Here is a 22,274-nt window from a genome sequence, read left to right as displayed (position 1 = left end):
CCCTTGACTCCGCGCCCTGACCCCACCTCTTGACCCGACCTCTTGACCCGACCCCTTGACTTCACCCCCTCACCCGAACGGAAGCCGGGAGACAGGCATGACCGACGAACGCTCGCAGGAATCGCCCGGGCAGCACGGGCTGTCCGACGCCAAGCAGCGGCTCCTGGACCGGTGGCTGGCCGGTGCCGCCCGGCCGGAGGGCATCGGCCGCAGCGGCGGGCAGGGGCCGGTGCCGGCCACCGCGGCCCAGCGCCGGATGTGGGTGCACGCGAGGCTGCTGCCCGGCACCGCCGCGTACAACATCGGGCAGGCCGTACGCCTGACCGGACCGCTCGACGTGGTCGCGCTGCGCCGGGTGCTGGCCGAACTGCTGGAGCGCCACGAGGCGTTGCGCACCACGCTCGCCGAAGCCGACGGCGTGGTGCGGCAGGTGGTGGCGCCGTCGCTCGAACTGCCGTGGGCCGAGGCCGACTCCGGGGGCGACCGGAGCGGTGAGGCGGCGTGGATCGGCGCGCTGGACACCGAGCCGTTCGACCTGGAGCTGGGCCCGCTGGTGCGGTTCGGCCTGCTGCGGCACTCCTCGACCGAGCACGTCCTGATGCTGGTGGTGCACCACGCGGTCGCCGACGGGCTGTCGCTCGCGGTGCTGCTGCGTGAACTCTTCACGCTGTACGAGGCGTTCACCTCCGGTCTGCCGAGCCCGCTGCCCGCGCCGCAGGTCACCTACCGGGACTACGCGCGCTGGCGCGAGGAGCGGGAGGCGGGTCCGGAGTACGCGGCCCATCTCGCGGCGTGGTGCGAGGAGTTGGGTGGACAGCCGCCGCGGCTGGACCTGCCCGCGGACCGGCCGCGCCCGCAGGTCGCCGGCTCCCGGGCGGTCTCGCACCGCTTCACGCTGGCGCCCGAGGTGTGGTCGGTGGTGCGGGAGTTGGCGCGCGGCCATGACGCGACGCCGTACATGGCGGTGGTGGCCGCGTTCACGGTGCTGCTGCACCGCTACACCGGGCAGCAGGCGGTGCCGGTGGGCTCGGTCGTCCACGGCCGGGAGCGGCCCGAACTGCGGGACGCGGTGGGCTGCTTCGCGGACACGGTGGTGCTGCGCACGCGGGTCGAGCCGGAGCTGCCGTTCGGGGAGCTGCTGGACCGGGTGCGGAGCACCTGCCATGAGGCGTACGCGCGGCAGGAGGTGTCGCTGGACGCGGTCGCCGCCGAGCTGCGCTGGGACCGTTCGGCCGGTGCCGGGCCGCTGCCGCAGGTGCTCGCGGTGATGCAGAGCCCGCCGCGGGGGGCGCGGGTGGCGGGGCTGCGGGCGGAGCCGGTGGAGCAGGAGGTGGACTCGGCGCGCTTCGACCTGGTGCTCAACTGCTGGGAGGACGGCGGCACGCTGCACGGCGCGGTCACCGGCAACGCCGACCTGTACGACGCGGCGACGGTGGCCAGGACCGCCGGGCACCTGGTGCGGCTGCTGGGCGACGTCGCCGGGCGCGGCGGGCAGGCGGCGGTCGGCGCGCTGGAGGTGGTGCCGGACGAGGAGCGGGAACTGCTGCTGCGCTGGGGCCGCCCGGTGGAGGGCGACGACCCGCTGGTGGACCGGGACCTGGCCGCGCTGGTGCGGGAGGCGGCGCTGCGCGACCCGGGCGCGGTGGCCGTGGAGTGCGGCGGACAGTCCCTCACCTATGGGGAGTTGGAGGCGCGGGCGGCGGCGCTCGCGGCGCGGCTGCGGGCGGCGGGGGCGGGTCCTGACACGCTGGTCGGGGTGCTGCTGGAGCGTTCGGTGGACCTGGTGGTGGCGCTGCTGGCGGTGCTGACGTCGCAGGCCGCGTTCGTGCCGCTGGAGGTGTCGTGGCCGGCGGCGCGGGTCCGGGAGATCACCGAGCGGTGCGGGCTGGCGCTGGTGGTCGGCGCGGCGGACGCGGACCGGCTGCTGGCCGGCAGCGGCGTGGCGGTGGTCCGGCCGGACGCGGACGGCGAAGGCCCGGACGGGGAGGCGGAGTGGGCGCCGTCAGGACCGGCCGACATGGAGCGGATCGCGTATGTGATCCACACCTCGGGCTCCACCGGCACCCCGAAGGGCGTGATGATCCGGCAGCAGGCGATCTGCAACCGGATGCTGTGGCAGATCGGGAAGCTGGGCCTGCGGCCGGACGACGCGGTGCTGCACAAGGCGCCGCTGGGCTTCGACATATCGGTCAACGAGATCTTCCTGCCGCTGGTGGCCGGTGCCCGGCTGGTGGTGGCCGAGCCGGGCGACGACGGCGACGTGGACCGGCTGCTGGCGACGGTCGAACAGCGCGGGGTGACGTTCCTGTACATCGTGGCCTCGATGCTGGATGTGCTGCTGGAGCGGCCCGGCGCGGCGGCCGGGCTGCGTTCGCTGCGGCATCTGTGGTGCGGCGGCGAGGCGTTGACGGCGGATCTGTACGCGCGGTTCCGTGCGGTCTCGCCGGCCCGGATGTACCACGGCTACGGCCCGGCGGAGACGACGATCGGGGTCAGCTGCCGGGTGTTCGAGCCGTCGGAGTCCGCTCGGCGCGTCACCATCGGCCGGCCCAACCCCAACGCCCGGCTGTATGTGCTGGACGCGGCGCTGCGGCCGGTGCCGGTGGGGGTCGGCGGCGAACTGCACGTCGGCGGGCTGCCGTTGGCCCGCGGCTATCTCGGCGACCCGGAGCGGACCGCAGAGTCGTTCATCGCGGACCCGTACGCGGACACGCCCGGTGCCCGGATGTACCGCACCGGGGACCTGGCGAGGTTCACCGCGGACGGCGAGATCGAGTTCCTGGGGCGCGTGGACGACCAGGTGAAGATCCGCGGGTTCCGGGTGGAGCCGGGCGAGGTCGCCGCGGCGCTGGCCCGGCATCCGGCGGTGCGGCAGGCGGCGGTGCTGGCGCGTACGGCGGCGGGCGGCGGGCACGAGCTGGTCGGGTACGCCTCGGTGCGCACCGGTGAGGACGGTGCGCAGGGCGCGCAGGCGCCCGGCGGGGAGGAGTTGCGGGGCTGGCTGGCCGGGCTGCTGCCGACGCACGCGGTGCCGCGCGCGGTCCTGCTGCTGGCCGACCTGCCGCTGACCACCGCGGGCAAGGTCGACCGCAGGGCGCTGGCCGCGCTGCCGCTGCCGGTCTCCGGCACCGAGGGGGGCTGGACCGCGCCGGCGGCCGGCACGCAGGACGAGGTGGCGCGGATCTGGGCCGAGCTGCTGGAGGTGGAGAAGGTCGGCGCGCACGACAACTTCTTCGACCTGGGCGGCCATTCGCTGCTGGTGGTCCGGGCGCAGACGCTCATCGAGCAGCGGATCGGGGTGAAGGTGCCGCTGCTGACGCTCTTCTCGAACGCGACGGTGGCCCGGCTGGCGGCCTTTCTCGACGCGGGCGGCGGGGCGGGGCCGGACGGCGGGTCGGGGCCGGGGGGTGAGGAGGCGCCGGCCGAGGCGGGCGCGCAGGCCCGGGCCCGGGCGTTGCGCGGCCGGGAGGCGCTGTCGGCGCGCCGGTCGCGCCGCCCGCAGGGCCGTCCGCAGGTCCCGGCGGCCGGGGAGGGCGCGTGAGGGCCGCCGGGCAGGGCGCGGGGCAGGGCGCGGGGGCGGAGGGCGCCGGAGCGCGCACCACCGCAACGGGCGGCGCGGCCACGGGCGGCTCGGCCGCGGGCGGCGCGTTCCCGCTGACCGACACCCAGCAGGCGTACCTGGTCGGCCGCGGCGACGCCTACCCGCTGGGCAATGTGAGCACGCACGCCTACCTGGAGCTGGAAGGGCCGCTGGAGGTGGGACGGTTCGTGCGGGCGTGGCGGCTGCTGGTGGACCGGCACGGGATGCTGCGCACCGTGGTGGACCCGACCCGGCAGGAGCAGCGGGAGCTGGCGGAGGTGCCGGACCCGCCGGTCGAGGTGCTGGACCTGCGGGAGCGTACGGAGCAGGAGGTGGCCGCGGCGCTCGCGTCGGTGCGCGAGCGGCTGTCGCACGAGGTGCGCCCGGCCGGGGTGTGGCCGCTGTTCTCCGTCGTGGTGTGCCTGCTGGCGGGCGGCACCTGCCGGGTGCACGTCGGCTTCGACGGGCTGACCGTCGACTGGGCGAGCTGGCACGTGATGTACCGGGACCTGGCCGCCTACTACGACGACCCGGCCGCCGAACTGCCGCCGCTGCCCGTCGACTTCGCGGGCTACCTGCGGCAGCGGGCGGCCCTCGCGGATACGGGGGCGCCGGCGGCGGAGGAGTTCTGGGAGCGGCGGCTGCCGGAGCTGCCCCCGGCGCCCGCGCTGCCGCTGCGGGCCGACCCGGACACCGTGCGCTGCCCGCGCTTCGTGCGCCGTCAGGCCGTGCTCGACCCGGAGACGTGGGCGCGGCTGCGGCGGCGCGGGGCCGCGGCCGGGCTGACCCCGACCGGTGTGGTGCTCGCCGCCTACGCCGAGGTGATCGCCCGCTGGAGCGCCACCGACCGCTTCACGCTCAACGTGCCGAGCATGAACCGCGACCCCTCGGTGCCCGGCGCGGCCGAGCTGGTGGGCGAGTTCGCGTCCTTCACGCTGGTCGAGGCCGACCACGCCGGCGCGGACAGCTTCGCCGTACGCGCCCGGGCACTTCAGCTGCGGCTGCTGGAGGGGCTGGAGCACGGCGCGGCGGGCGGGGTGCGGCTGCTGCGCCGGCTGACACGGCTGCGCCGCGGGGAGCGGGCCCGGATGCCGGTGGTGCTGACCAGCACCCTCGCGCTGGCCGAGCCCGAACCGCACGTCCTGGAGCGGTCGTTGCGGCACGTGTACGGGATCACGCAGACCCCGCAGGTGTATCTGGACGCGCAGGTGGAGGAGCGGCGCGGCAGCCTGGCGTGCAACTGGGACGCGGTGGAGGAGCTGTTCGAACCCGGCGTGCTGGACGCGATGTTCGGGGCGTGGACGTCGCTGCTGCGGCGGCTCGCCGACGACGAGGGGCTGTGGGAGCGGGACGACGTCGGGCTGCTGCCCGCCGGGCAGGCCGCGCGGCGCGAGGCGGCGCAGGGCCCGGTGGTGCCGGTGCCGCGGGAGCTGGTCCAGGACGCGTTCCTGCGGCAGGCCGCGGCCCGCCCGGACGCGCCGGCGGTCGTCAGCGCGTCGGGCACGCTGAGCTACGGCGATCTGCTGGCGCGGGCGGCGCGGCTGGCGCGGCGGCTGCGGGACCTGCCCGGGGTGGCGCCGGGCGCGCTGGTGGCGCTGCTGCTGGAGAAGGGCGAGGAGCAGGTGGTGGCGGCGCTGGGGGTGCTGCTGGCGGGCTGCGCGTATGTGCCGCTGGACCCGGAGTCCCCGCCGGGCCGCCTCGCGCGGCTGCTGGAGGCGGCCGGGGCCGCGGCGGTGGTCACGCACGGGCCGCCGGCCGGTGCGGTGCCCGCCGGGACGCGGCCGGTGCTGCGCACGGACGAACCGGCACGGGCGGACGAGCCGGCGCGGGCGGATACCGGCGCCGGGCTGCCGCCGTCGGACCGTACGCCGGGCGACCTGGCGTACGTGCTGTTCACCTCGGGCACGACCGGGGAGCCCAAGGGGGTGATGATCGAGCACCGGGGGGTCGTCAACTGCCTGCGGGCGACGGCCGAGCGGTTCGCGCTCGGGCCGGACGACCGGTGCCTGGGGCTGACGGCTCTGCACCACGACATGTCGCTGTTCGACGTCTTCGGCGTGCTGGGCGCGGGTGGCACGCTGGTGCTGCCGAGCCCCGAACGGCGCACCGACCCCGCGCACTGGCTGGAGCTGATGGCCCGGCACCGGGTGACGGTGTGGAACTCGGTGCCCGCGATGATGGAGATGCTGCTCGCGCGGCTGGCCGACACCGGCGGGGCCCGCACCGACGACCCGGCGGCGCTGCGGCTGGCCTTCCTCGGCGGGGACTGGGTGCCGCCGGCGGCCGTACGGGAGCTGGGCGAGCGGTTCCCGGCGGCCCGGGCGGTGTCGGTGGGCGGCCCGACCGAGACCACGCTGTGGAACATCTGGTACGACATCGGGCGGCCCGGCCCGCACTGGACCTCCGTGCCGTACGGCACGCCGATCGCCAACACCCGCTACCACGTGCTGGACAGCGCGCTGCGGGACCGCCCGGACGGCGTCACCGGGGAGCTGTACTGCTCGGGTCCCGGTGTGGCGCGCGGCTACCTCGGCGATCCGCCCGCCGACCGCGCGGCCTTCGTCACCCACCCGCGGACCGGGGAGCGCCTGTACCGCAGCGGCGACCTGGGCCGCTACCGGGCGGACGGCGTCATCGAGTTCGCCGGGCGCGCGGACGGCCAGGTGCAGATCGCCGGGCGGCGGGTGGAGCCGGCCGAGGTGGAGGCGGCGCTCGCGGCGCATCCGGAGGTGGCCCGGGCCGCGGTGGTGCCGGTGCGGCGCGAGGCGGCGGCCGGCCACCGGGGGCTGGCCGCGTTCGCGGTGCCGGCCGGCGGGCGGGCGGCGCCCGGCCCGGCGCAGCTGCGGGCCCATCTGGAGGGGCTGCTGCCGGGGTATCTGGTGCCCGGCAGCATCGTGGTCTGCCAGGCGCTGCCGCTGACCGGCAACGGCAAGGTGGACCGGGAGGCGCTGGCGCGTCAGGCGGCGGCCGCTCCCCCGGCCGCCGCACGCGGCGACGACGGCGGCGGCGGCGGGGAGTCCGGCGACCCGCTGGTCGAACTGCTCGCCAGGACCTGGGCCGCAGCGCTCGGGCTGCCCCGCGTCGGGCCGCACGACAACTTCTTCGCGCTCGGCGGGGACTCGCTGGTCGGCGCCCGCATCCTGGCCCGGCTGCGCGACGCCTTCCCCGACGAGCGGCTGTCCCCGCGCGCCCTCATGGCCACCTCGGACGTGGCGGCCATGGCGCGGGTGCTGGCCGAGGAGGAGGCCGAGCCGGGCCGGATGGCGCAGATCGCCGCGGTCCACCTGTATGTGGCCGACCTGTCGCCGGAGGACCTGGACGCGGCGCTGGCGGCCGAGCAGGCGCCGCCGGGGGGTGCGTCGTGACCGGCGCGGCGCCGCCGGACCCGCGCCGGGCCGAGCTGCTGCGCCGTGCCCTGGCCGCCCGCGGCCTTCCCGCCGCGGCGCCGCCGCCCGCCGGTGCCCCGGGCGGGCGGCTGCCGGCGCCGCTGTCCACGGCGCAGCGGCGCATGTGGTTCCTGCACCGGCTGGCACCGGACGACCCGGCCTACCACCTCACGGTCGGGGTGCGGCTGAGCGGCGCGCTGGACGCCGGGCGGCTGCGGGCGGCGTTCGAGGCGGTCACGCACCGGCACGAGGTGCTGCGGACGGTCTACCGGGGCGACGCCGGCCGGGAGCCGGTGCAGATCGCCGCGCCCGAGGGCACCCCGCTCCCGTTCGAGCAGCGTGAACTGCCGCCCGGCCGGCCGCGCCCGGCGGTCGAGGAGGGCGTCCGGGCGTGGGCGGGGCGGCCGTTCGACCTGGGGCGGGACCTGCCGCTGCGGCTGCTGCTCCTGCGCACCGGTGCGCAGAAGCACCTGCTGTTCCTGACGATCCATCACATCGCCTGCGACGACCTGTCCTGGCAGGTGCTGCTCGGCGAGGTGTCGGCCGCCTACCGCGGCGACCCGCAGGACCCGCCCGCATCCCGGCAGTACGCGGACTTCGCCCGCTGGGAGGCCGAGGAGCTGTCCGGACCGGCGTACGAGGCGTCCCGCGCGTACTGGCGGGAGCTGCTGGCCGGCCCGCCCGGGACCGTACGGCTGCCCGCCGACCAGCCGCGCCCGCCGGGCCCGCCGAGCCGGGGCGTCCGGCGGCGGGCGGCGGTCTCCCCCGGCGCGGCCGCGCGGATCAGGGAGCTGGCGCGCCGGGCGCAGGCGTCGCCGTACATGGTGCTGCTGACGGCCGCGGCGCTGCTGCTGCGCCGCTGCGGCTCCACCGGACCGGTGGCGTTCGGCACGCCGGTGGTGCGGCGGCCGCGCCCGGAGTTCGAGCCGCTGGTCGGCAACTTCGGCAACGTGATGGTGCTGCCGGTCGACGTGGGCGGGCCGGGCGGGGAGCCGGAGCCGCGCGCGCTGCTGGAGCAGGTGCGCGAGGTGTGCGCGCAGGCGTACGCGCACCAGCACGTGCCGTTCGAGACGGTGGTCGCCGATGTGCGGCCGGACCGGGGCGGCGGCGTGCCGCGGCTGTTCGACGTGATGTTCTCCTACCGTTCGCACCTGCTCGGCGGGCTGGACCTGCCGGGGGTGGAGTGCGCGGAGTACCCGGTCGACCCGGGCACGTCGCGGTTCGACCTGGTGCTCGACGTGGCGGACACCGGCGGGCGGCATGGCAGCGGCGGCATGTCCGTGACCGTCACCGCCCGCGCCGACATGTTCACCGCCGCCACCACGCAGCGCCTGGCCGACCGGTTCGCCGCCCTCGTCGAGGAGCTGGCCGCAGGCGGCGAGCCGGGCGCGACCCCACCACTGCCGACCGGCGAGGGCGCTGTCGCGCGCCCGCGCCGCGAAGGGACGACACCCGCCATGCCCGACACCTCCGCCGCCGCGGGCGGCCCCGCGTACGCGCCCGGCCCCGGCCCCGGCCCCGGCCCCGACTACGATCCCGACCTCGACATCGCCGTCATCGGCATGGCCGGCCGCTTCCCCGGCGCGGCGAGCCTGGAGGAGTTCTGGGCGGGCCTGGCCGCCGGGCGCGAGGCGGTGTCCTCCTTCACCGCGGAGGAGTTCACCGCCGCCGGCAACGACCCGCGCGAGCTGGACGATCCGGGCCTGGTGCGCAAGGAGGCCGCGGTCGAGGGCATCGAGCTGTTCGACGCGGACTTCTTCGGCTACCGGCCCTCGGAGGCCGAACTCCTCGACCCGCAGCAGCGGTTGTTCCTGGAGGTCGCCTACCACGCGCTCCAGCAGGCCGGCTGCTCCCCGCGCGAGCACCCCGGGCCGATCGGGGTGTACGCGGGCGCGAGCCAGAGCCGCTACTTCCTGGAGCGGGTGCACCCGCACATCGCGGACGCGCCGCGCTCGCTGGCGCTGCTGCCCGCGCAGTCGGCCAACGCGCCGGGCACCTTCGCCACCCGGGTCAGCTACGAACTGGGCCTGACCGGGCCGGGCATCACCGTGGCGACCGCCTGCTCCACCTCGCTGGTCGCGCTGCACCTGGCCTGCCGGGACCTGCTGGACCACGCCTGCGACGTGGCGCTGGCCGGCGGCGCCTGCCTCAACCCCCGCCCGCACACCGGCTACCACCACCTCCCCGACGGCCCGCTGTCGCCGGACGCGCGCTGCCGCGCCTTCGACGCAGGCGCGAACGGCATGTTCCCCGGCGACGGCGTGGGCGTGGTGGTGCTCAAGCGGCTGGCCGACGCCCTCGCCGACGGCGACCCGATCCGAGCGGTCGTCAAGGGCTCGGCGGTCAACAACGACGGCGACCGCAAGGCGGGCTTCTCCGCGCCCAGCGCGGCCGGCCAGCGCGAGGTGATCCTCGCCGCGCACGCCGCCGCGGGCGTCGCGGCGGCCGACATCGGCTACGTGGAGGCCCATGGCACCGGCACCCCGGTCGGCGACCCGATCGAACTGAAGGCGCTGCTGGAGGCGTTCGCGGCCGACCCGGACACCGCGGCGCGGCCCGGCTCCTGCGCGCTGGGCTCGGTGAAGACGAACATCGGGCACCTGGACGCCGCCGCGGGCATCGCCGGGATCATCAAGACCGTCCTCGCGCTGGAGCACGAACTGCTCCCGCCCAGCCTGCACTTCGAGCGGCCCAACCCGCTGATCCCCTTGGAGGGCAGCCCGTTCCGGGTCGTCAGCGAGCCGACCGCATGGCCGCGCACCCCGGGCACACCGCGACTGGCCGGGGTCAGCGCCTTCGGGATCGGCGGCACCAACGCCCATGTCGTCCTCCAGGAGGCGCCGCCGCGGCCCGCCCCGGCCGCCGGCACCCGCCGCCACCACCTGCTGACCGTCTCCGCCAAGTCGCCGCAGGCGCTGGCCGACAGCGCCGCGCAGCTCGCCGACTGGCTGACCGAGCACCCGGACCTGGCACCGGCCGACGTGGCCCAGACGCTGCGGTCGGGCCGCGAGGAGTTCGACCACCGCCTGGCCGTCACCGCCGCCGACCTGCCGGGGGCGGTGCGGGCACTGCGGGAGGGCGCCGGCCGCGCCGACCGGGCGGCCGCGCCCCGCCCGGTGGCGCTGCTCTTCCCGGGCGGGGGCACCCACTTCGCCGGGATGGGCGCCGAACTCGACGGCGTCGAGCCGGTGTTCACCGCGGAACTGGACCGGGCCGCGGCCGTCATGGCCGGCCGCGGCCGCGATCTGCGGGCCGAACTGGCGCAAGGCGGCGCCGGGTTCGTCGGAGTGGTCGCCACCGGCTACGCGATCGCCCGCCAGTTGGAGGCGTACGGCGTCAGGCCGGTGGCGCTGCTCGGGCACAGCCTGGGCGAGTACACCGCGGCCTGCGTGGCCGGGGTGATGTCGCTCCAGGACGCGCTGCCGCTGGTCGCCGCGCGCGAGCGGCTGATGGCCGAGGCGGGCGGCGCCACGCTGAGCGTGCTGCTCGGCGAGGAGCAGGTGCGGGCCCGGCTGACCGGGAGCCTGTCGGTCGCGGCGGTCAACGGGCCGCTGCACTGCTCGGTGTCGGGCCCGGTGGCCGAGGTCGAGGAACTGGAGCGGCGACTGGCCGAGGACGGCGTGGACTGCTCGCGGCTGCGGCTGGCCACCGCCGTGCACTCGGCGCTGCTGGAGCCGGTGCTGCCCCGGTACGCGCAGGCGCTGGCCGCGGTGGCGCTGCACGCGCCGCGCATCCCGATCGTCTCGAACATCAGCGCCGCGCCGCTGACCGACCAGGAGGCGACCGACCCGGCGTACTGGCTGCGCCACACCCGGCACACCGTCCGCTTCGCCGACGGCCTGGCCGCCCTGCACCGCGAACGCGGCGGCCCGGTCCTGGTCGAGGTCGGCCCGGGCCGCGGCCTGACCCGCCTGGCCGCACTCCAGCTCGGCGACGGCGCCACGGCGGTGCCTGCCATGCGCCACCCCCGGGACGGCTACGGCGACGGCGAGGCGCTGACCGCCGCGCTCGGCGCGGTGTGGGCGGCCGGCGGCACCATCGACCGGCACGCCCCCTACGGCGACCGGCCGCCGCGCCGGGTGCCGCTGCCCGGCTACGCCTTCCAGCGGCGCCGCTTCTGGATCGACCCGCCGCCGCGCGACGCGGCGCCGGCCGGCACGTACCTGGTGCCCGACGGGCTGCGCGACCCGGCGTTCGGCCGGGCCCTGGAGCTGGCCGCCGGCGGCAGCCGGCTGCTGGTCGCGGGCGGCGGGCCGGACGAGCCGGCGGCGGCCGTCGCGCACCTCGACCCGGCCGCCGAGTCCGCCGCGCTCGCCGCGGACGACACGCTGCTGCGCAGCCGGATCGCCGTCGCACACCCGCCGGCCGGCCTGACCAGCGTCATGGACGCCCTGTGCGCCCGCCACATCATGCGCTTTCTGCACCGCGCCGGGGTGCGCACCGCGGGCGGGACCGCCACCACCGCCGAGGAGGTCGCCGCGACCGTCCGCGTCACACCCGGCTACCGGCCGTTCCTCGACGCGATGCTCGCGGTGCTGGCCGAGGACGGGTACATCACCCGGGACGGTGAGAGGGTCGTCTTCCGCACCCGGCCCGGGGACGCCGCCGACCTCGGCGCGGAGCCCGGCATCGAGGAGCTGGAGGCCCTGGTCCGCTCCCAGTACCCCGACCGCGCCGACGAGGTGGAGCTGCTGCGGCGCTGCGCCGAGCGCTACCCGGACGTGCTGTCCGGCGCCGTCGAGGGGCACGAGGTGCTGGTGCCCGACGGCGAGGGGGACATCTCGCAGGAGGTGGTGGACCAGCGGATCGGCAGCAGCGACGTCGCCGTCCACACCCGGCTGGTGGCGCAGGCGGTGGCCCGCCTCGCCCGGCAGGCGCGCGGCGGGCGGCTGCGGGTGCTGGAGGTCGGCGCCGGGCGCGGCTACCTGACCTGGGAAGTCGTCGAGGCGCTGAAGGGCGTGCCGGGCGTGGAGTACCACTTCACCGACCTGGGCCGGTCCTTCGTGCTGGCCGGGCAGCGCACGGCGGCCGAACGCGGCGCGGACTTCATGCGGTTCGGGGTGCTGGACGTCTCCCGCGACCCGGCGCCGCAGGGCTTCCCCGCCGGCGGCTTCGACGTGGTGCTCGCCTTCAACGTGCTGCACGCCACGCCCGACCTGCGCGACACGCTCGGCCATGTCCGGTCCCTGCTCGCCGACGGCGGGCGGCTGTTCCTGCTGGAGGCCGCCGGTCAGCGGCGCCCCTCGATGCTGACCGCGGGCCTCTTCGCGGGCTGGTGGTACTTCCGCGACGACCTGCGCGCGCACTCCCCGCTGCTGCCGCCGGAGGGCTGGCGCGACCTGCTCGGCGAGCGCGGCTTCGAGGACGTGCGGATCTTCCCGCACGAGCCGGGCCTGCTGGCGGCCGCCGACCACGCGCTGCTCACCGCGCGCGCCCCGCTGTGCGACGCCGCCGTCGAACGGGCCGCGCGCATACGGCGGTTGGAGGAGGCCGGCGGCAGCGTCGAGGTCATCGCGCCCGAGGCGGCGCGCGGCCTGACAGCGGCGCTCGGCGCGGTGCTGGACACGCCGGAGCCGGTGGTGCTGCGGCTGATGGAGTCCGCGGCCCGCACGCCGGCGGCCGAACGCCCGGGTGAACGCCCGGGTGAACGCCCGGCTTCCGAACACCCGGCTGCCGAAGGTCCGGGCGCCGCGCCGCCCGCGGGCGGCGGGCTGTACGGCGGCGGGACGGCGTTCAACGCCCGCCCGCCGCTGGAGACGCCCTACGTCGAACCGCGTGACGACCTGGAGCGGACGGTCGCCCGCACCTGGGCGGCGGTCCTCGGCGTCGACCGGGTCGGCGTCCACGACGACTTCTTCGACCTGGGCGGCGAGTCCCTGCTCGCCATGCAGCTCGTCACCCGGCTGCGCGAGGAGCTGGACGTGGCGCTGTCCGTACGGTCCTTCTTCGACGCGGGCGAGCCCACCGTCGCGGTGCTGGCCGCGCTGATCGGGCGTTCCCGCGCCGCGGGCCCCGCGCCCGCCGCCATCACCCGGAGCCCGCGCCGGGCCAAGACCCCCACCGCGCAGGAGTGAGAGCCCGTATGTCCACCGAACCCGCACCGTCCGTGCAGGCCGCGCAGCCCGCACACCCCGCGCAGCCCGCGCCCGCCGCGTCCGCCGCCCCGCTGGAGTTCCCCGCCTCCTACGACCAGGAGCGCATGTGGTTCTTCCACCGGCTCGACCCGGGCAACCCCACGTACAACGTGCCGCTGGTGCTGCGGCTGCGCGGCGCCCTCGACGCCGGGCGGCTCGGCCGCGCGCTGCGGCGGGTGGTCGACCGCCACGAGATCCTGCGCACCACCTACGCGGCCGAACCGGACGGCGCCCTGCGCCAGTTCGTGCACGAACGCGTCGAAGTCGCCCTGGAGTCGGTGGCCCTGGACGGCCCCGCGCCCGCCGAGCCGGTGACGGCCGACCCTGCGGTACGGGCGCACCTGCGCGAGACGGTCCGCGCGCCGTTCGACCTCACCGCGCAACCGCCGCTGCGGGCCCGGCTGGTGCGGCTGGCCTGCGACGACCACCTGTTGGTGTGCTGCGTGCACCACATCGCCACCGACGGCTGGTCGCTCGGGCTGCTGGTCACCGAACTCGACGCGTTCTACCGCGCCGACGCGGGCGACGGCTCCGGCTCCGGCTCCGGCTCCGGCGAACTCCCGCCGGGCCTCGCGGAGTTGCCGATCCAGTACGCCGACTACGCCGAGTGGCAGCGCGCGACCCTCACCCCGCAGGCGCTGGCCGACCGCTACGACCACTGGCGCGAGGTCCTCGCGGGCCTGCCGCCGCGGATCGCCCTGCCGACCGACCGGCCGCGCCCCGCGGAGCCGACCTTCCGCGGCGCCCGGGTCGACTTCGACCTGCCCGCCGAGGCTGCGGCCGGCATCCGCGCCCTCGCCCGCCGCCACGGCGCCACGCTGCACATGACGCTGCTCGCGGGCTGGAACGCCCTGCTGCACCGCTACGGCGCCGGTTCGCGGATCGTCGTCGGCACGCTGCTGGCCAACCGGGACAACGCGCAACTCGCGCCGCTCATGGGCCTGTTCGTCAACACCCTCCCGGTGCGGGTGGACGTGGACCCCGCGCAGCCCTTCACCGCGCTGCTGGCGGCCGTACGGGCGGCCGCGCTCGACGTGCAGGCCCACCAGGACACCCCCGTGGACGGGCTGGTGCGCGCGCTCGGCGCCGACCCGGGCGCGGGCGCGGGAGCCGGCGGGAACCCGCTGTTCCAGGTCCTGTTCGCCCTCCAGAACTTCGCCGACCAGCGGCTGCGCCTCGGCGGTCTGGACGTCGAACGCCTCGACGACGAGGAGGAGTCCACCCGGTTCGACCTCGAACTGCACCTGTGGGAGCACCCCGACCGCCTGCACGGCTCCCTCGTCTTCGACACCGACCTGTTCGACCCGGCGACCGCCGAGCGGATCGCCGGCCACTACCGCCACCTGCTGGCCGCCGCCGTCCGCGACCCCGGCACCCCCGTCGGCCGCCTCCCGCTGCGGTCCGCCGCGCGGGAGCGGGAGTTGGCCGGCGCGATGGCGCGCGGCGGGCTCCTGGTGCGCGACCCGGCCGGGCTCCTCCCGCCCGAGGGCGTGCCCGGCGAGGTCCACAACTCCGGCGGCGAGCCCACCGGGCAGCGCGGTGTCCTCGAACCCGGCGGCACCGTACGGCTGTTGGAAGCGGTCGGCTTCGACGGCGTGGTGCCCGCGCGGGTGGACATCGGCGGGCGCCGGGTCGAACCGGCCGCCGTCGAGGAGGAGTTGCTGCGGGCCGCGCCCGCCCTGGCGGACGTGGCGGTCGTGCCGCGGACGAGCGCGGCGGGCCCGCCGGAGCTGCTCGCCTATGTGGTGCCCGCCGGGCCGGTGGACCTCGGCGCGCTGGCCGCGCACCTGCCGGTGCCCGGCTGCGTGCTGCCCGTCGCGCGCCTGCCGCTGACGCCCGACGGCGCCGTGGACGTCCCCGCGCTCCTGCGCCTGCCGGTCGCCGATCCGGCCGAGGCCCACCGCCTCGAAGCCCGCCTCCGCGCCGCCCACCCCGCCGTTCCCCTCGCCGTCCTCCCCACACCCACCGCACCGCCCGCCCTCCCCCGCGTCCCGCGCCCCGAGCCGGTCGCCCCCGTTCCGCAGCCGGCTGCCCCGCCCGCCTCCACTGCCGCGGACGGCTCCCCCGCAGGCCGGCCGCAGGCGCTCGCCGACGGCGGCCCGCCGGTCGCCCCGGTGGACCGTACGCTCGGCGACACGCTGGCGCGGGTGGCCAAAGCGTCGACCGGGGGGATCGTCGTGGTCGGGGAGGACGGGGAGGAGACCGGACTGTCCTACGGCGGCTTGCAAGGGCGGGCGCTGCGGGTGCTGGCCGGGCTGCGGGCGCTCGGGGTGGGCCCGGGCGACCGGGTGCTGCTCCAGTTGGAGGAGCACGCCGCTTTCCTGACGGTGCTGTGGGCGTGCCTGCTGGGCGGCCAGGTGGCGGTGCCGCTGGCGGTGCCCGCCGACTACGCCGCCGGTGACGCGGCGTGCGGGCGGCTCAGGGGCGCGTGGGAGGCGCTGGAGCACCCGTTGGTGGTGGCCGCGGACGCGCGGCTGGCGGAGCTGCGGGCCGCGGGGGCGGACTGGCCGGGGCTGCGGGCCGCGGGGGCGGACGGGCTGTCCGCGCACGAGCCCGCGCGGCCGCGCCCGGCCGACCCGGACGACCCGGTGCTGCTGATGCTGACCTCCGGCAGCACCGGCCGGCCGAAGGCGGTGGTGCTGCGGCACCGCAACGTGCTGGCGCGCAGCGCCGCGACCGCGGCCGCGAACGGGCTCGGCGCGGACGAGGTGTCGGTGAACTGGCTGCCGCTGGACCACGTGGGCGGGGTGGTGATGTTCCACCTGCGGGACACGTATCTCGGTTGCCGCCAGGTGCACGCGCCCGCCCGCTGGGTGCTGCGGGACCCGCTGCGCTGGCTGGAGTTGGCGCACCGGCACCGCGCGAGCGTGACGTGGGCGCCGAACTTCGCGTTCGGGCTGGTCGGCGACCGGGCGGCCGAGCTGCCGGCGCGCGGGGCGGACTGGGACCTGTCGCGGCTGCGGTTCGTGATGAACGCCGGTGAGGCGATCGTGCCGCGGGTGGCGCGGCGCTGGCTGCGGCTGCTCGCGCCGTTCGGGCTGCCGGGCACCGCGATGCGCCCGGCGTGGGGGATGTCCGAGACGTCGTCCGCGGTGGTGTACTCCGACCGGTTCACGCTCGCCGGGACCTCGGACGACGACGCGTTCGCGGAGGTCGGCGCGCCGCTGCCGGGGACCGCGGTGCGGATCGTGGACGGGCCGCAGCAGGCGCCGCGGGTGCTGGCGGAGGGCGCGGTGGGGCGGCTCCAGGTGCGCGGCACCACCGTGACGACCGGTTACCTGGCGGCGCCGGAGCAGAACGCGGCGGCGTTCACCGGTGACGGCTGGTTCGACACCGGGGACCTGGGCCGGATCGTCGGCGGCCGGCTGACGCTGACCGGCCGGGCGAAGGACGTGGTGATCCTCAACGGCGTCAACCACCACAGCCACGAGATCGAGGCGGCGGTGGAGGAACTGGACTGCGTGGAGCCGTCGTTCACCGCGGCGGTGGCGGTGCGGCCGCCCGGGTCCGGCGGTGACGAGCTGGCGGTGTTCTTCCACCCGCGGGGCGCGGCCGGGCCGGAGGAGGTCGCGCGGCGGGTGCGGCACGCGGTGCTGGACCGGATCGGCGTCAATCCGCGCTTCGTGCTGGCGGTCGCGCGTGCGCAGGTGCCGAAGACGGAGATCGGGAAGATCCAGCGGGCGGCGCTGCGGGCCCGTTTCGAGGCGGGCGCGTTCACCGCGGCGCAGCAGGCGGCCACGCTGCCGGACCACTTCCACCGGCCGGTGTGGGTGCCGCGCGCGCTGCCGCCGCGGCCGTCGGCGCCTGCCCTGGACGGCCCCGTCCTGGTGCTGCCGGACTCCGGCGGCGTCGCCGGGCGCCTGGCGGCGCTGCTGAGGGCCGCGGGGCGCGAGGTGGTGATGGCCGAGGGGCCCGGCGGCGACGCCCCCGTAGGCCTGCTGCCGGCGGCCGTGGTGGACCTGCGCTGCTACGGCCGGCCGTCGGGCGCTTCCGCGCGGGGCGAGCTGCACGCGCTGCTGGGGCTGATCCGGCGGTGCGGGCCGGCCGGTGCGGTGTACGCGGTGACCAGCGGTGCGGTCGCGGGGCTGCCGCAGGAGGTGCCGGACGTCGAACGGGCGCCGCTGGCCGGACTGTTGGCGACGCTCGGCCAGGAGCTGCCGGGGGCCCGGGTGGTCCAGCTGGATGTGCTGCCGGGTGACGCGGACGAGGTCGCGGCGCTGCTGGCCGCGGAGGTGGGGCGGCTGCCGCGCGAGCGTGCGGTGGCCTACCGCGGGGGCCGGCGGCTGGCCCGGAGGCTGGAGCCCGCGCGGGCGGGGAGCGGGGCCGGACGTGCGCCGTTCCGCGCGGGCGGGCGCTACCTGCTGACGGGCGGCGCGGGCGGCGTCGGGCGGCTGCTGGCAGCGGAGTTGGCCGCGTCGTACGGTGCGCGGGTGCTGTGCCTGGGGCGCGGGCCCCGGCCGCCGGCGCTCGATCCGGCGGCGGAGTACGTCCGCGCGGATGTCACGGACGCCGGGGCCGTGGGCCGGGTCGTACGGGAGGCGGAGGCGCGGTGGGGGGCGCCGCTGGACGGGGTGCTGCACCTGGCGGGCTCCTACCGGGAGGTGCCGCTCGACGCGTGCGCGCCCGCCGATCTCGACGCGGCGCTGGCCGCGAAGGCCGACGGGGCGCGGGTGCTGGCCGAACTGCTGGGCGGGCGGCAGGGGTTGCTGTTCGTCGCGTTCTCCTCGGTGAACGGCCTGTTCGGTGGCGCGTCGGTGGCGGGCTACTCGGCGGCCTCGGCCTACCTGGACGCGCTCGCAGGCGCGCTGCGGGAGCGCGGCCTTGACGCGTACAGCCTGGGGTGGAGCATGTGGGACGAGACCGGGATGAGCGCGGGCCACCCGATGAAGAGCCTGACGCGGGCACGGGGCTACCGGGTGCTGCCGCCGGACGAGGCGCTGGCCTCGCTCGTGGTGGCGCTCGGCCGCGACGCGCCGCACCAACTGGTGGGGCTGGACCCGGGCCGCCCGTGGGTGGCCTCCCAACTCGTCGGCGGTTCGGCGGTGTTGACGGAGCTGTCGGTGCACGCCGAGGCGGAGCCCGTGCTCGGTGCGGCGGCGCCCGACCGGTTCGGTACGCCGTCCGCGGCGCCGCGGGTCGTGGTAGGTCCGCTGCCGCTGGACCCGGTCACCGGCGAGGTGGACCGGGAGCGGCTGGCGAAGTCCGGTGCCGCGTCGGCCGCGCAGGCGGGCGCGGGGGCAGGTACGGGCACCGGCGCTGCGGACGGCGCTCCGCGCGACGGCCTGGAGTCGGTGATCGCCGCCGTGTGGGCCGAGGTGCTGGGCGTTTCGGGGATCACCCGCGGCGCGAGCTTCTTCGACCTGGGCGGCGGCTCCCTCCAGGCCACCCGCGTCCACGGGCTGCTCCAGGACCGCCTGCACCGCGACATCCCCCTGGTGGAGCTCTTCCGCCGCCCCACCCTCCGCGCCCTCGCCGAAGCCCTCGCCCCCGCTCCCGCCTCCTCCGCTCCCCCGCCCGCCCCCGGCACCCGCGGCCGCTCCCGCGCCGCCCGCCGCCTCCGCGCCACCCCCAAGCCCTGACCCCGAGGGAGGGGCCCGGCCGCCCGGGCCCCTCCCGGTCCTGCGCATAGGGTGGCGTCATGCCTCTGACCCGCATGGTCCTCTCGTCCGGTCGCTCGATCGACCTCACCGAGCTGCGCATGTCCTCGACCTACGCGGGGGTGCTGGAGGGCTACCCGAGCAAACTCTTCAACGACCGCACGGTCAGGCGCCTTCGACGTCGGGCCGAAGCCGCCTTCCCCTCCGCGCCGGTCCACCTCCTGCCGCCCACCCGCAGCTACCCGGACAGTCCCGCCGGCCCCTTCGGCCCGGTCGAGGTCCTGCCCTCCGTCACGTGTATCGGCGTCTTCGACTCGACGGTGGTCTCCCCCATACTCGACCCGGTCCTGCACCGCTCCACCCTCACCGTGGCCTGGTTCCAGCCGACCCCGTCCCCCGAGCACGCCGATCCCGCCCTCCACACCCTTCCCTGGGACACCCTGGCCGGCGACTACGCGCTCTAGCCGCCCGTGTCCGGCGCCCCCTGGGTCCGGTGCCGCTCCGCCGCGGTGGTCAGGATGCCGAGCAGCACCGCGAGGTCGGCCGCTCCCTCGGCGTCGTCGGCCCAGCGCATGACCGCCACCGGACGGGCATCCCGGAGGAAGACGCCTTCCCGTGCCAGGAGGAACGCCAACGCCAGCATGGCGGCACGGGCGTTGCCGTCCTCGAACGGATGGAAGAAGAGGACGTCGAGGTAGGCACGGGCCGCGCGTGCGGGCAGCGGCAGATCCGCTTGCGTGCTCTCGGACAGGCAGCGCTCGAAGCGTGTCCGTGTGTCGGCGGCGAGGCCGTAGCGCTCCTGCCCGCCCTTCGCGAAGGCGGGTGCCGGACGGAACCCGACGCACTGGCGGCCCAGCACGGTCCGCTGCCACCCCGCCAGGAGCGCGAAGCTCAGCGGAACGCCCTGCCGCGCATCGGCGAAGACCACGTCGATGGCGGCCAGGACCCGCGCGGTGCCTTCGCTGTCGCGTCGGCCCCGCGTTGCCGTGAAGAAGTCCCGGAGGCCGTCGCCGCCGGGCGCGCCGGAGCCGGAGCGTGTGCCGCGCCAGGCCGGCCAGGGGATCTCCGGTCGGATGCGCAGCCAGCTGGCGAGGCTGTCCTCGGCCCGGCAGGTTCCAGGGGTCATCGGCTTCCGCCCACGCCTCCGGCGAACCGCGTGCTCACCTCGTCGACCACGGCAGTGTCCGGTGCGATCCAACTGCCGAACCGGCCGCCGACGGCGTTCTCGACGATCTCCCGGGCCCGGTCCTCGTCGATGCCGTGGCAGGCGAGGAACCAGCCGAGGACCTGCGTGCAGTGCCCGTACCAGCCGCTTTCGGCATGGGTACGGTCGGCCACCACGGTGACCAGGCGGGTGCAGGCGCGCTCCCAGTGCCTGCGGTCCACCGCTGCCAGGGTGGTGTCCGGCGGAGCCAGGTCCGTGAACCGTTGCGCAAGGTCCTCGAGCCAGCCGCGCCATTGCCGGAGACCCTCGACAACCAGCGGTGCCGTCTCGTCCGGGGCGGTCATGGAGTCGTGTGCACAGCACCACGCCTCGACGATGCCCCCATCGGTGTCCCCCTCGCCGACCGACCAGTTCCACCCGCAGGCCCACCGGCCGTACCGGCCCACCAGGAACTCGGTGACGGTCGCGAGCCACTCCCAGCGATCCGCCGGGCCGACGTCTGCGCCGGGCAGCAGGGGCTCGACATGGCCGGTCAACTCCCTTGCCGCGTCCGCGTCCATCGCGAAGGGGTGCCGAGCCGGATCGGCTTCGGCCCACGTCAGGGTCCGTGCCCGCAGTTCGCTCACCATCCCACTCTGCCGTGCCGCGCTGCTGTGCCTCCACGCCTTTTACGACGGCCGCCCCGGGGCCGCGCCCGAACGGATGTACGGCAGGCAGGCCCTTGCGCGTGGCGGTCTACCTGGGGACCACTCGCCAGTTGCTTCCCTCGGCCCAGTGGGGCTGGATCATGTCGTCCTGCCGTACCAGGAGTTCACCTGAGTCGATGACGAGTCCCGCGGCCACCAAGGGCCCCTGGGCGCTGACACCGCTTTCGCCGAACCGGTCGCGAAGGGGCAGCAGGCCACGGTCCGTGCGGATCGCCATGGCCTGCCGGACGTAGGCGATCTTCCGGGCGTCGGTGCTGCGGACGGCGATGCAGTACAGGCGCCGCGTCCCGCGGATCGTCGCATCCGTGTCGCCGTCGTGGAACGTGCAGTAGGCTAGTCGGCTCGGCTCCAGGGCCGCGAAGAGGATGCGGTAGGCGGCCTGCCCGTAGAGCCCGCCGCCCAGTTGGTCGATGTCGAACAGGATGCGGACCTCGTGGTCGACGGTCCGGGTGACCGCAGGTCGTGGCGTCTTGCGTCCGAACAGCCCCATTCAGAACCCCCTCGTGACGACGGTCCCGCCGCCGGTCCGCGTTCCGGACGCCCCGTCATGCCGCGCCCGTGTCAGACGGTACCCGAACGCACCCGGCGTCGCGGGGGCCTTGCAAGTCGCGAGAAGGAGCTGGCGGGGAAGAGCGGTTGGGGGCCGTCGCCCGTGGACGTGGCGGCCGTGGGTGCCGACCCGGACCCCCGGGTGGGCCCGTCAGCCGGTGACCGGCTTCGCGGCGTCGATCCACCCGGCGAGCTGGTTCATGTAGCCCGCCTGGGAGACGTAGTCGAGCGTCGCCGACAGCCACGGGTGGACCTGGCCCGCGGCCAGCGCCGGGCTCTGCTTGACGGTCGGCTGCTTGGCCAACTGGGCCCGGTCGTAGCCGTCCTGCTCCAGCAGCCAGAGGTCGCCGCCGACCTGGCCGGCGTTCTCCCAGCTGTAGTCGGCCCAGTAGAAGCCCTCGGGCTCGGGCGCGAAGAACTTCACGCCGAGGTCGGAGTAGAGCCGCAGCGCCGGGTCGTCCTGGTACTTGGCGGCGTTGATGCCGTCGCTGTCGGCGTAGATCGCCGCGACGGTGACCGGGTGCGCCGCGGCGGCCTTCCGCAGCCGGTCCGAGGCGGCGTCATAGGTGGCCTTGGCCTTGGCGACCGTCGCGGCGTCGGCGCCGAGCGCGGTGGCGAGCTTGGTGGTGTGCGCCACGACGTCGGCGCCGTCGCCGCCGATCAGGATGGTGATGACAGGGGCGATCGCCTCGACCTGCTTCTGCTGGGCGAGGTCCTTGAAGCCGTAGTCGGGCTGGGTGGTGTCGATCGTGCCCTTCTCGTCGGTCGGGTATGCCTCGGAGACGATGACGTCAGGGCGGGCCGCCGCGAGCTTCTCGACGTCGATCTCGCCGGCGACCGAGCCGACCTGCTGGACGCCGGAGGTGTCGAGCCCGTCGAAGCGGGCGTCGGCCTTGAACGTGGCGTAGCCCCAGGCGGCGACGGGCTCGATGCCGTAGTGCATGAGGGGGACGATCTCGTCGTTCATGCCCGCCACGCGCTGCGGCGCGTGGTCGAGGGTGACGGTCTTGCCGAGGTCGTCGGTGAAGGTCCAGCGCTGGGAGGATGCCGACGCGGCGCTGTCCGCGCCGGAGTTCGACGAGGAGCAGGCGGCCAGAGCGGCGATCAGAGCCAGGGCGAGGAGCGGGAGCAGGCGGAGGCGTGGAAGGTTCGACAT

Annotated in this window: 9 protein-coding genes; 5 read left to right on the top strand and 4 right to left on the bottom strand. The window is 76.6% G+C overall.

Annotation, left to right across the window (positions count from 1 at the left end):
* The first annotated feature begins 97 nt into the window (after positions 1-97).
* From WA788_RS20125 to WA788_RS20105, 5 genes are read left to right on the top strand one after another with little or no spacing between them, the layout of a single operon-like run.
* Complete coding sequence (locus tag WA788_RS20125; protein ID WP_335979250.1) at positions 98-3,541, top strand: non-ribosomal peptide synthetase; 3,444 nt, start codon at positions 98-100, stop codon at positions 3,539-3,541.
* Complete coding sequence (locus tag WA788_RS20120) at positions 3,538-6,945, top strand: non-ribosomal peptide synthetase (protein ID WP_335979248.1); 3,408 nt, start codon at positions 3,538-3,540, stop codon at positions 6,943-6,945. The genes WA788_RS20125 and WA788_RS20120 overlap by 4 nt, the downstream gene beginning before the upstream one ends.
* Positions 6,942-13,040 (top strand): condensation domain-containing protein, encoded by a 6,099-nt coding sequence (locus WA788_RS20115; RefSeq protein ID WP_335979246.1) that lies wholly within the window; start codon positions 6,942-6,944, stop codon positions 13,038-13,040. Before WA788_RS20120 ends, WA788_RS20115 begins: the two co-directional genes overlap by 4 nt.
* An 8-nt stretch (positions 13,041-13,048) precedes the next feature.
* A complete protein-coding gene (locus WA788_RS20110; RefSeq protein WP_335979245.1) occupies positions 13,049-18,679 on the top strand; it encodes an SDR family NAD(P)-dependent oxidoreductase in 5,631 nt (1,876 codons plus the stop codon).
* Positions 18,680-18,738: 59 nt separating this feature from the next.
* A complete protein-coding gene (locus WA788_RS20105) occupies positions 18,739-19,161 on the top strand; it encodes a hypothetical protein (protein ID WP_335979244.1) in 423 nt (140 codons plus the stop codon).
* Here the strand turns inward: WA788_RS20105 and WA788_RS20100 are convergent.
* The 4 genes from WA788_RS20100 to WA788_RS20085 all read right to left on the bottom strand — a co-directional run bounded on the left by WA788_RS20100 (position 19,158) and on the right by WA788_RS20085 (position 22,274).
* Positions 19,158-19,823 carry a Fic family protein gene (locus WA788_RS20100; RefSeq protein ID WP_335979242.1) on the bottom strand — a complete coding sequence of 222 codons (666 nt, stop codon included), beginning with the start codon at positions 19,821-19,823 and terminating at the stop codon, positions 19,158-19,160. The genes WA788_RS20105 and WA788_RS20100 overlap by 4 nt on opposite strands.
* A complete protein-coding gene (locus tag WA788_RS20095; protein ID WP_335979240.1) occupies positions 19,820-20,491 on the bottom strand; it encodes a hypothetical protein in 672 nt (223 codons plus the stop codon). The genes WA788_RS20100 and WA788_RS20095 overlap by 4 nt, the downstream gene beginning before the upstream one ends.
* A 106-nt stretch (positions 20,492-20,597) precedes the next feature.
* On the bottom strand, positions 20,598-21,059 hold the full coding sequence (locus tag WA788_RS20090) for a hypothetical protein (protein ID WP_335979238.1): 462 nt from the start codon (positions 21,057-21,059) through the stop codon (positions 20,598-20,600).
* 210 nt (positions 21,060-21,269) lie between these two features.
* Positions 21,270-22,274: an ABC transporter substrate-binding protein gene (locus tag WA788_RS20085; protein WP_335979236.1), complete on the bottom strand. Its 1,005-nt coding sequence runs from the start codon at positions 22,272-22,274 to the stop codon at positions 21,270-21,272.

This window comes from Streptomyces sp. CA2R106 (assembly GCF_037034245.1).
In the GTDB taxonomy this organism is placed as follows: domain Bacteria; phylum Actinomycetota; class Actinomycetes; order Streptomycetales; family Streptomycetaceae; genus Actinacidiphila.
Note: the sequence above shows the minus strand (reverse complement) of the source record. Positions and strands in the feature narration are given on the sequence as shown.

What these genes read in the sequence shown, in the direction of transcription:
- WA788_RS20125 (WP_335979250.1), top strand. Translation starts at nt 98, where the DNA reads ATGACCGACGAACGCTCGCAGGAATCGCCCGGGCAGCACGGGCTGTCC.
- WA788_RS20110 (WP_335979245.1), top strand. Translation starts at nt 13,049, where the DNA reads ATGTCCACCGAACCCGCACCGTCCGTGCAGGCCGCGCAGCCCGCACAC.
- WA788_RS20105 (WP_335979244.1), top strand. Translation starts at nt 18,739, where the DNA reads ATGCCTCTGACCCGCATGGTCCTCTCGTCCGGTCGCTCGATCGACCTC.
- WA788_RS20100 (WP_335979242.1), bottom strand. Translation starts at nt 19,823, where the DNA reads ATGACCCCTGGAACCTGCCGGGCCGAGGACAGCCTCGCCAGCTGGCTG.
- WA788_RS20095 (WP_335979240.1), bottom strand. Translation starts at nt 20,491, where the DNA reads ATGGTGAGCGAACTGCGGGCACGGACCCTGACGTGGGCCGAAGCCGAT.
- WA788_RS20090 (WP_335979238.1), bottom strand. Translation starts at nt 21,059, where the DNA reads ATGGGGCTGTTCGGACGCAAGACGCCACGACCTGCGGTCACCCGGACC.
- WA788_RS20085 (WP_335979236.1), bottom strand. Translation starts at nt 22,274, where the DNA reads ATGTCGAACCTTCCACGCCTCCGCCTGCTCCCGCTCCTCGCCCTGGCT.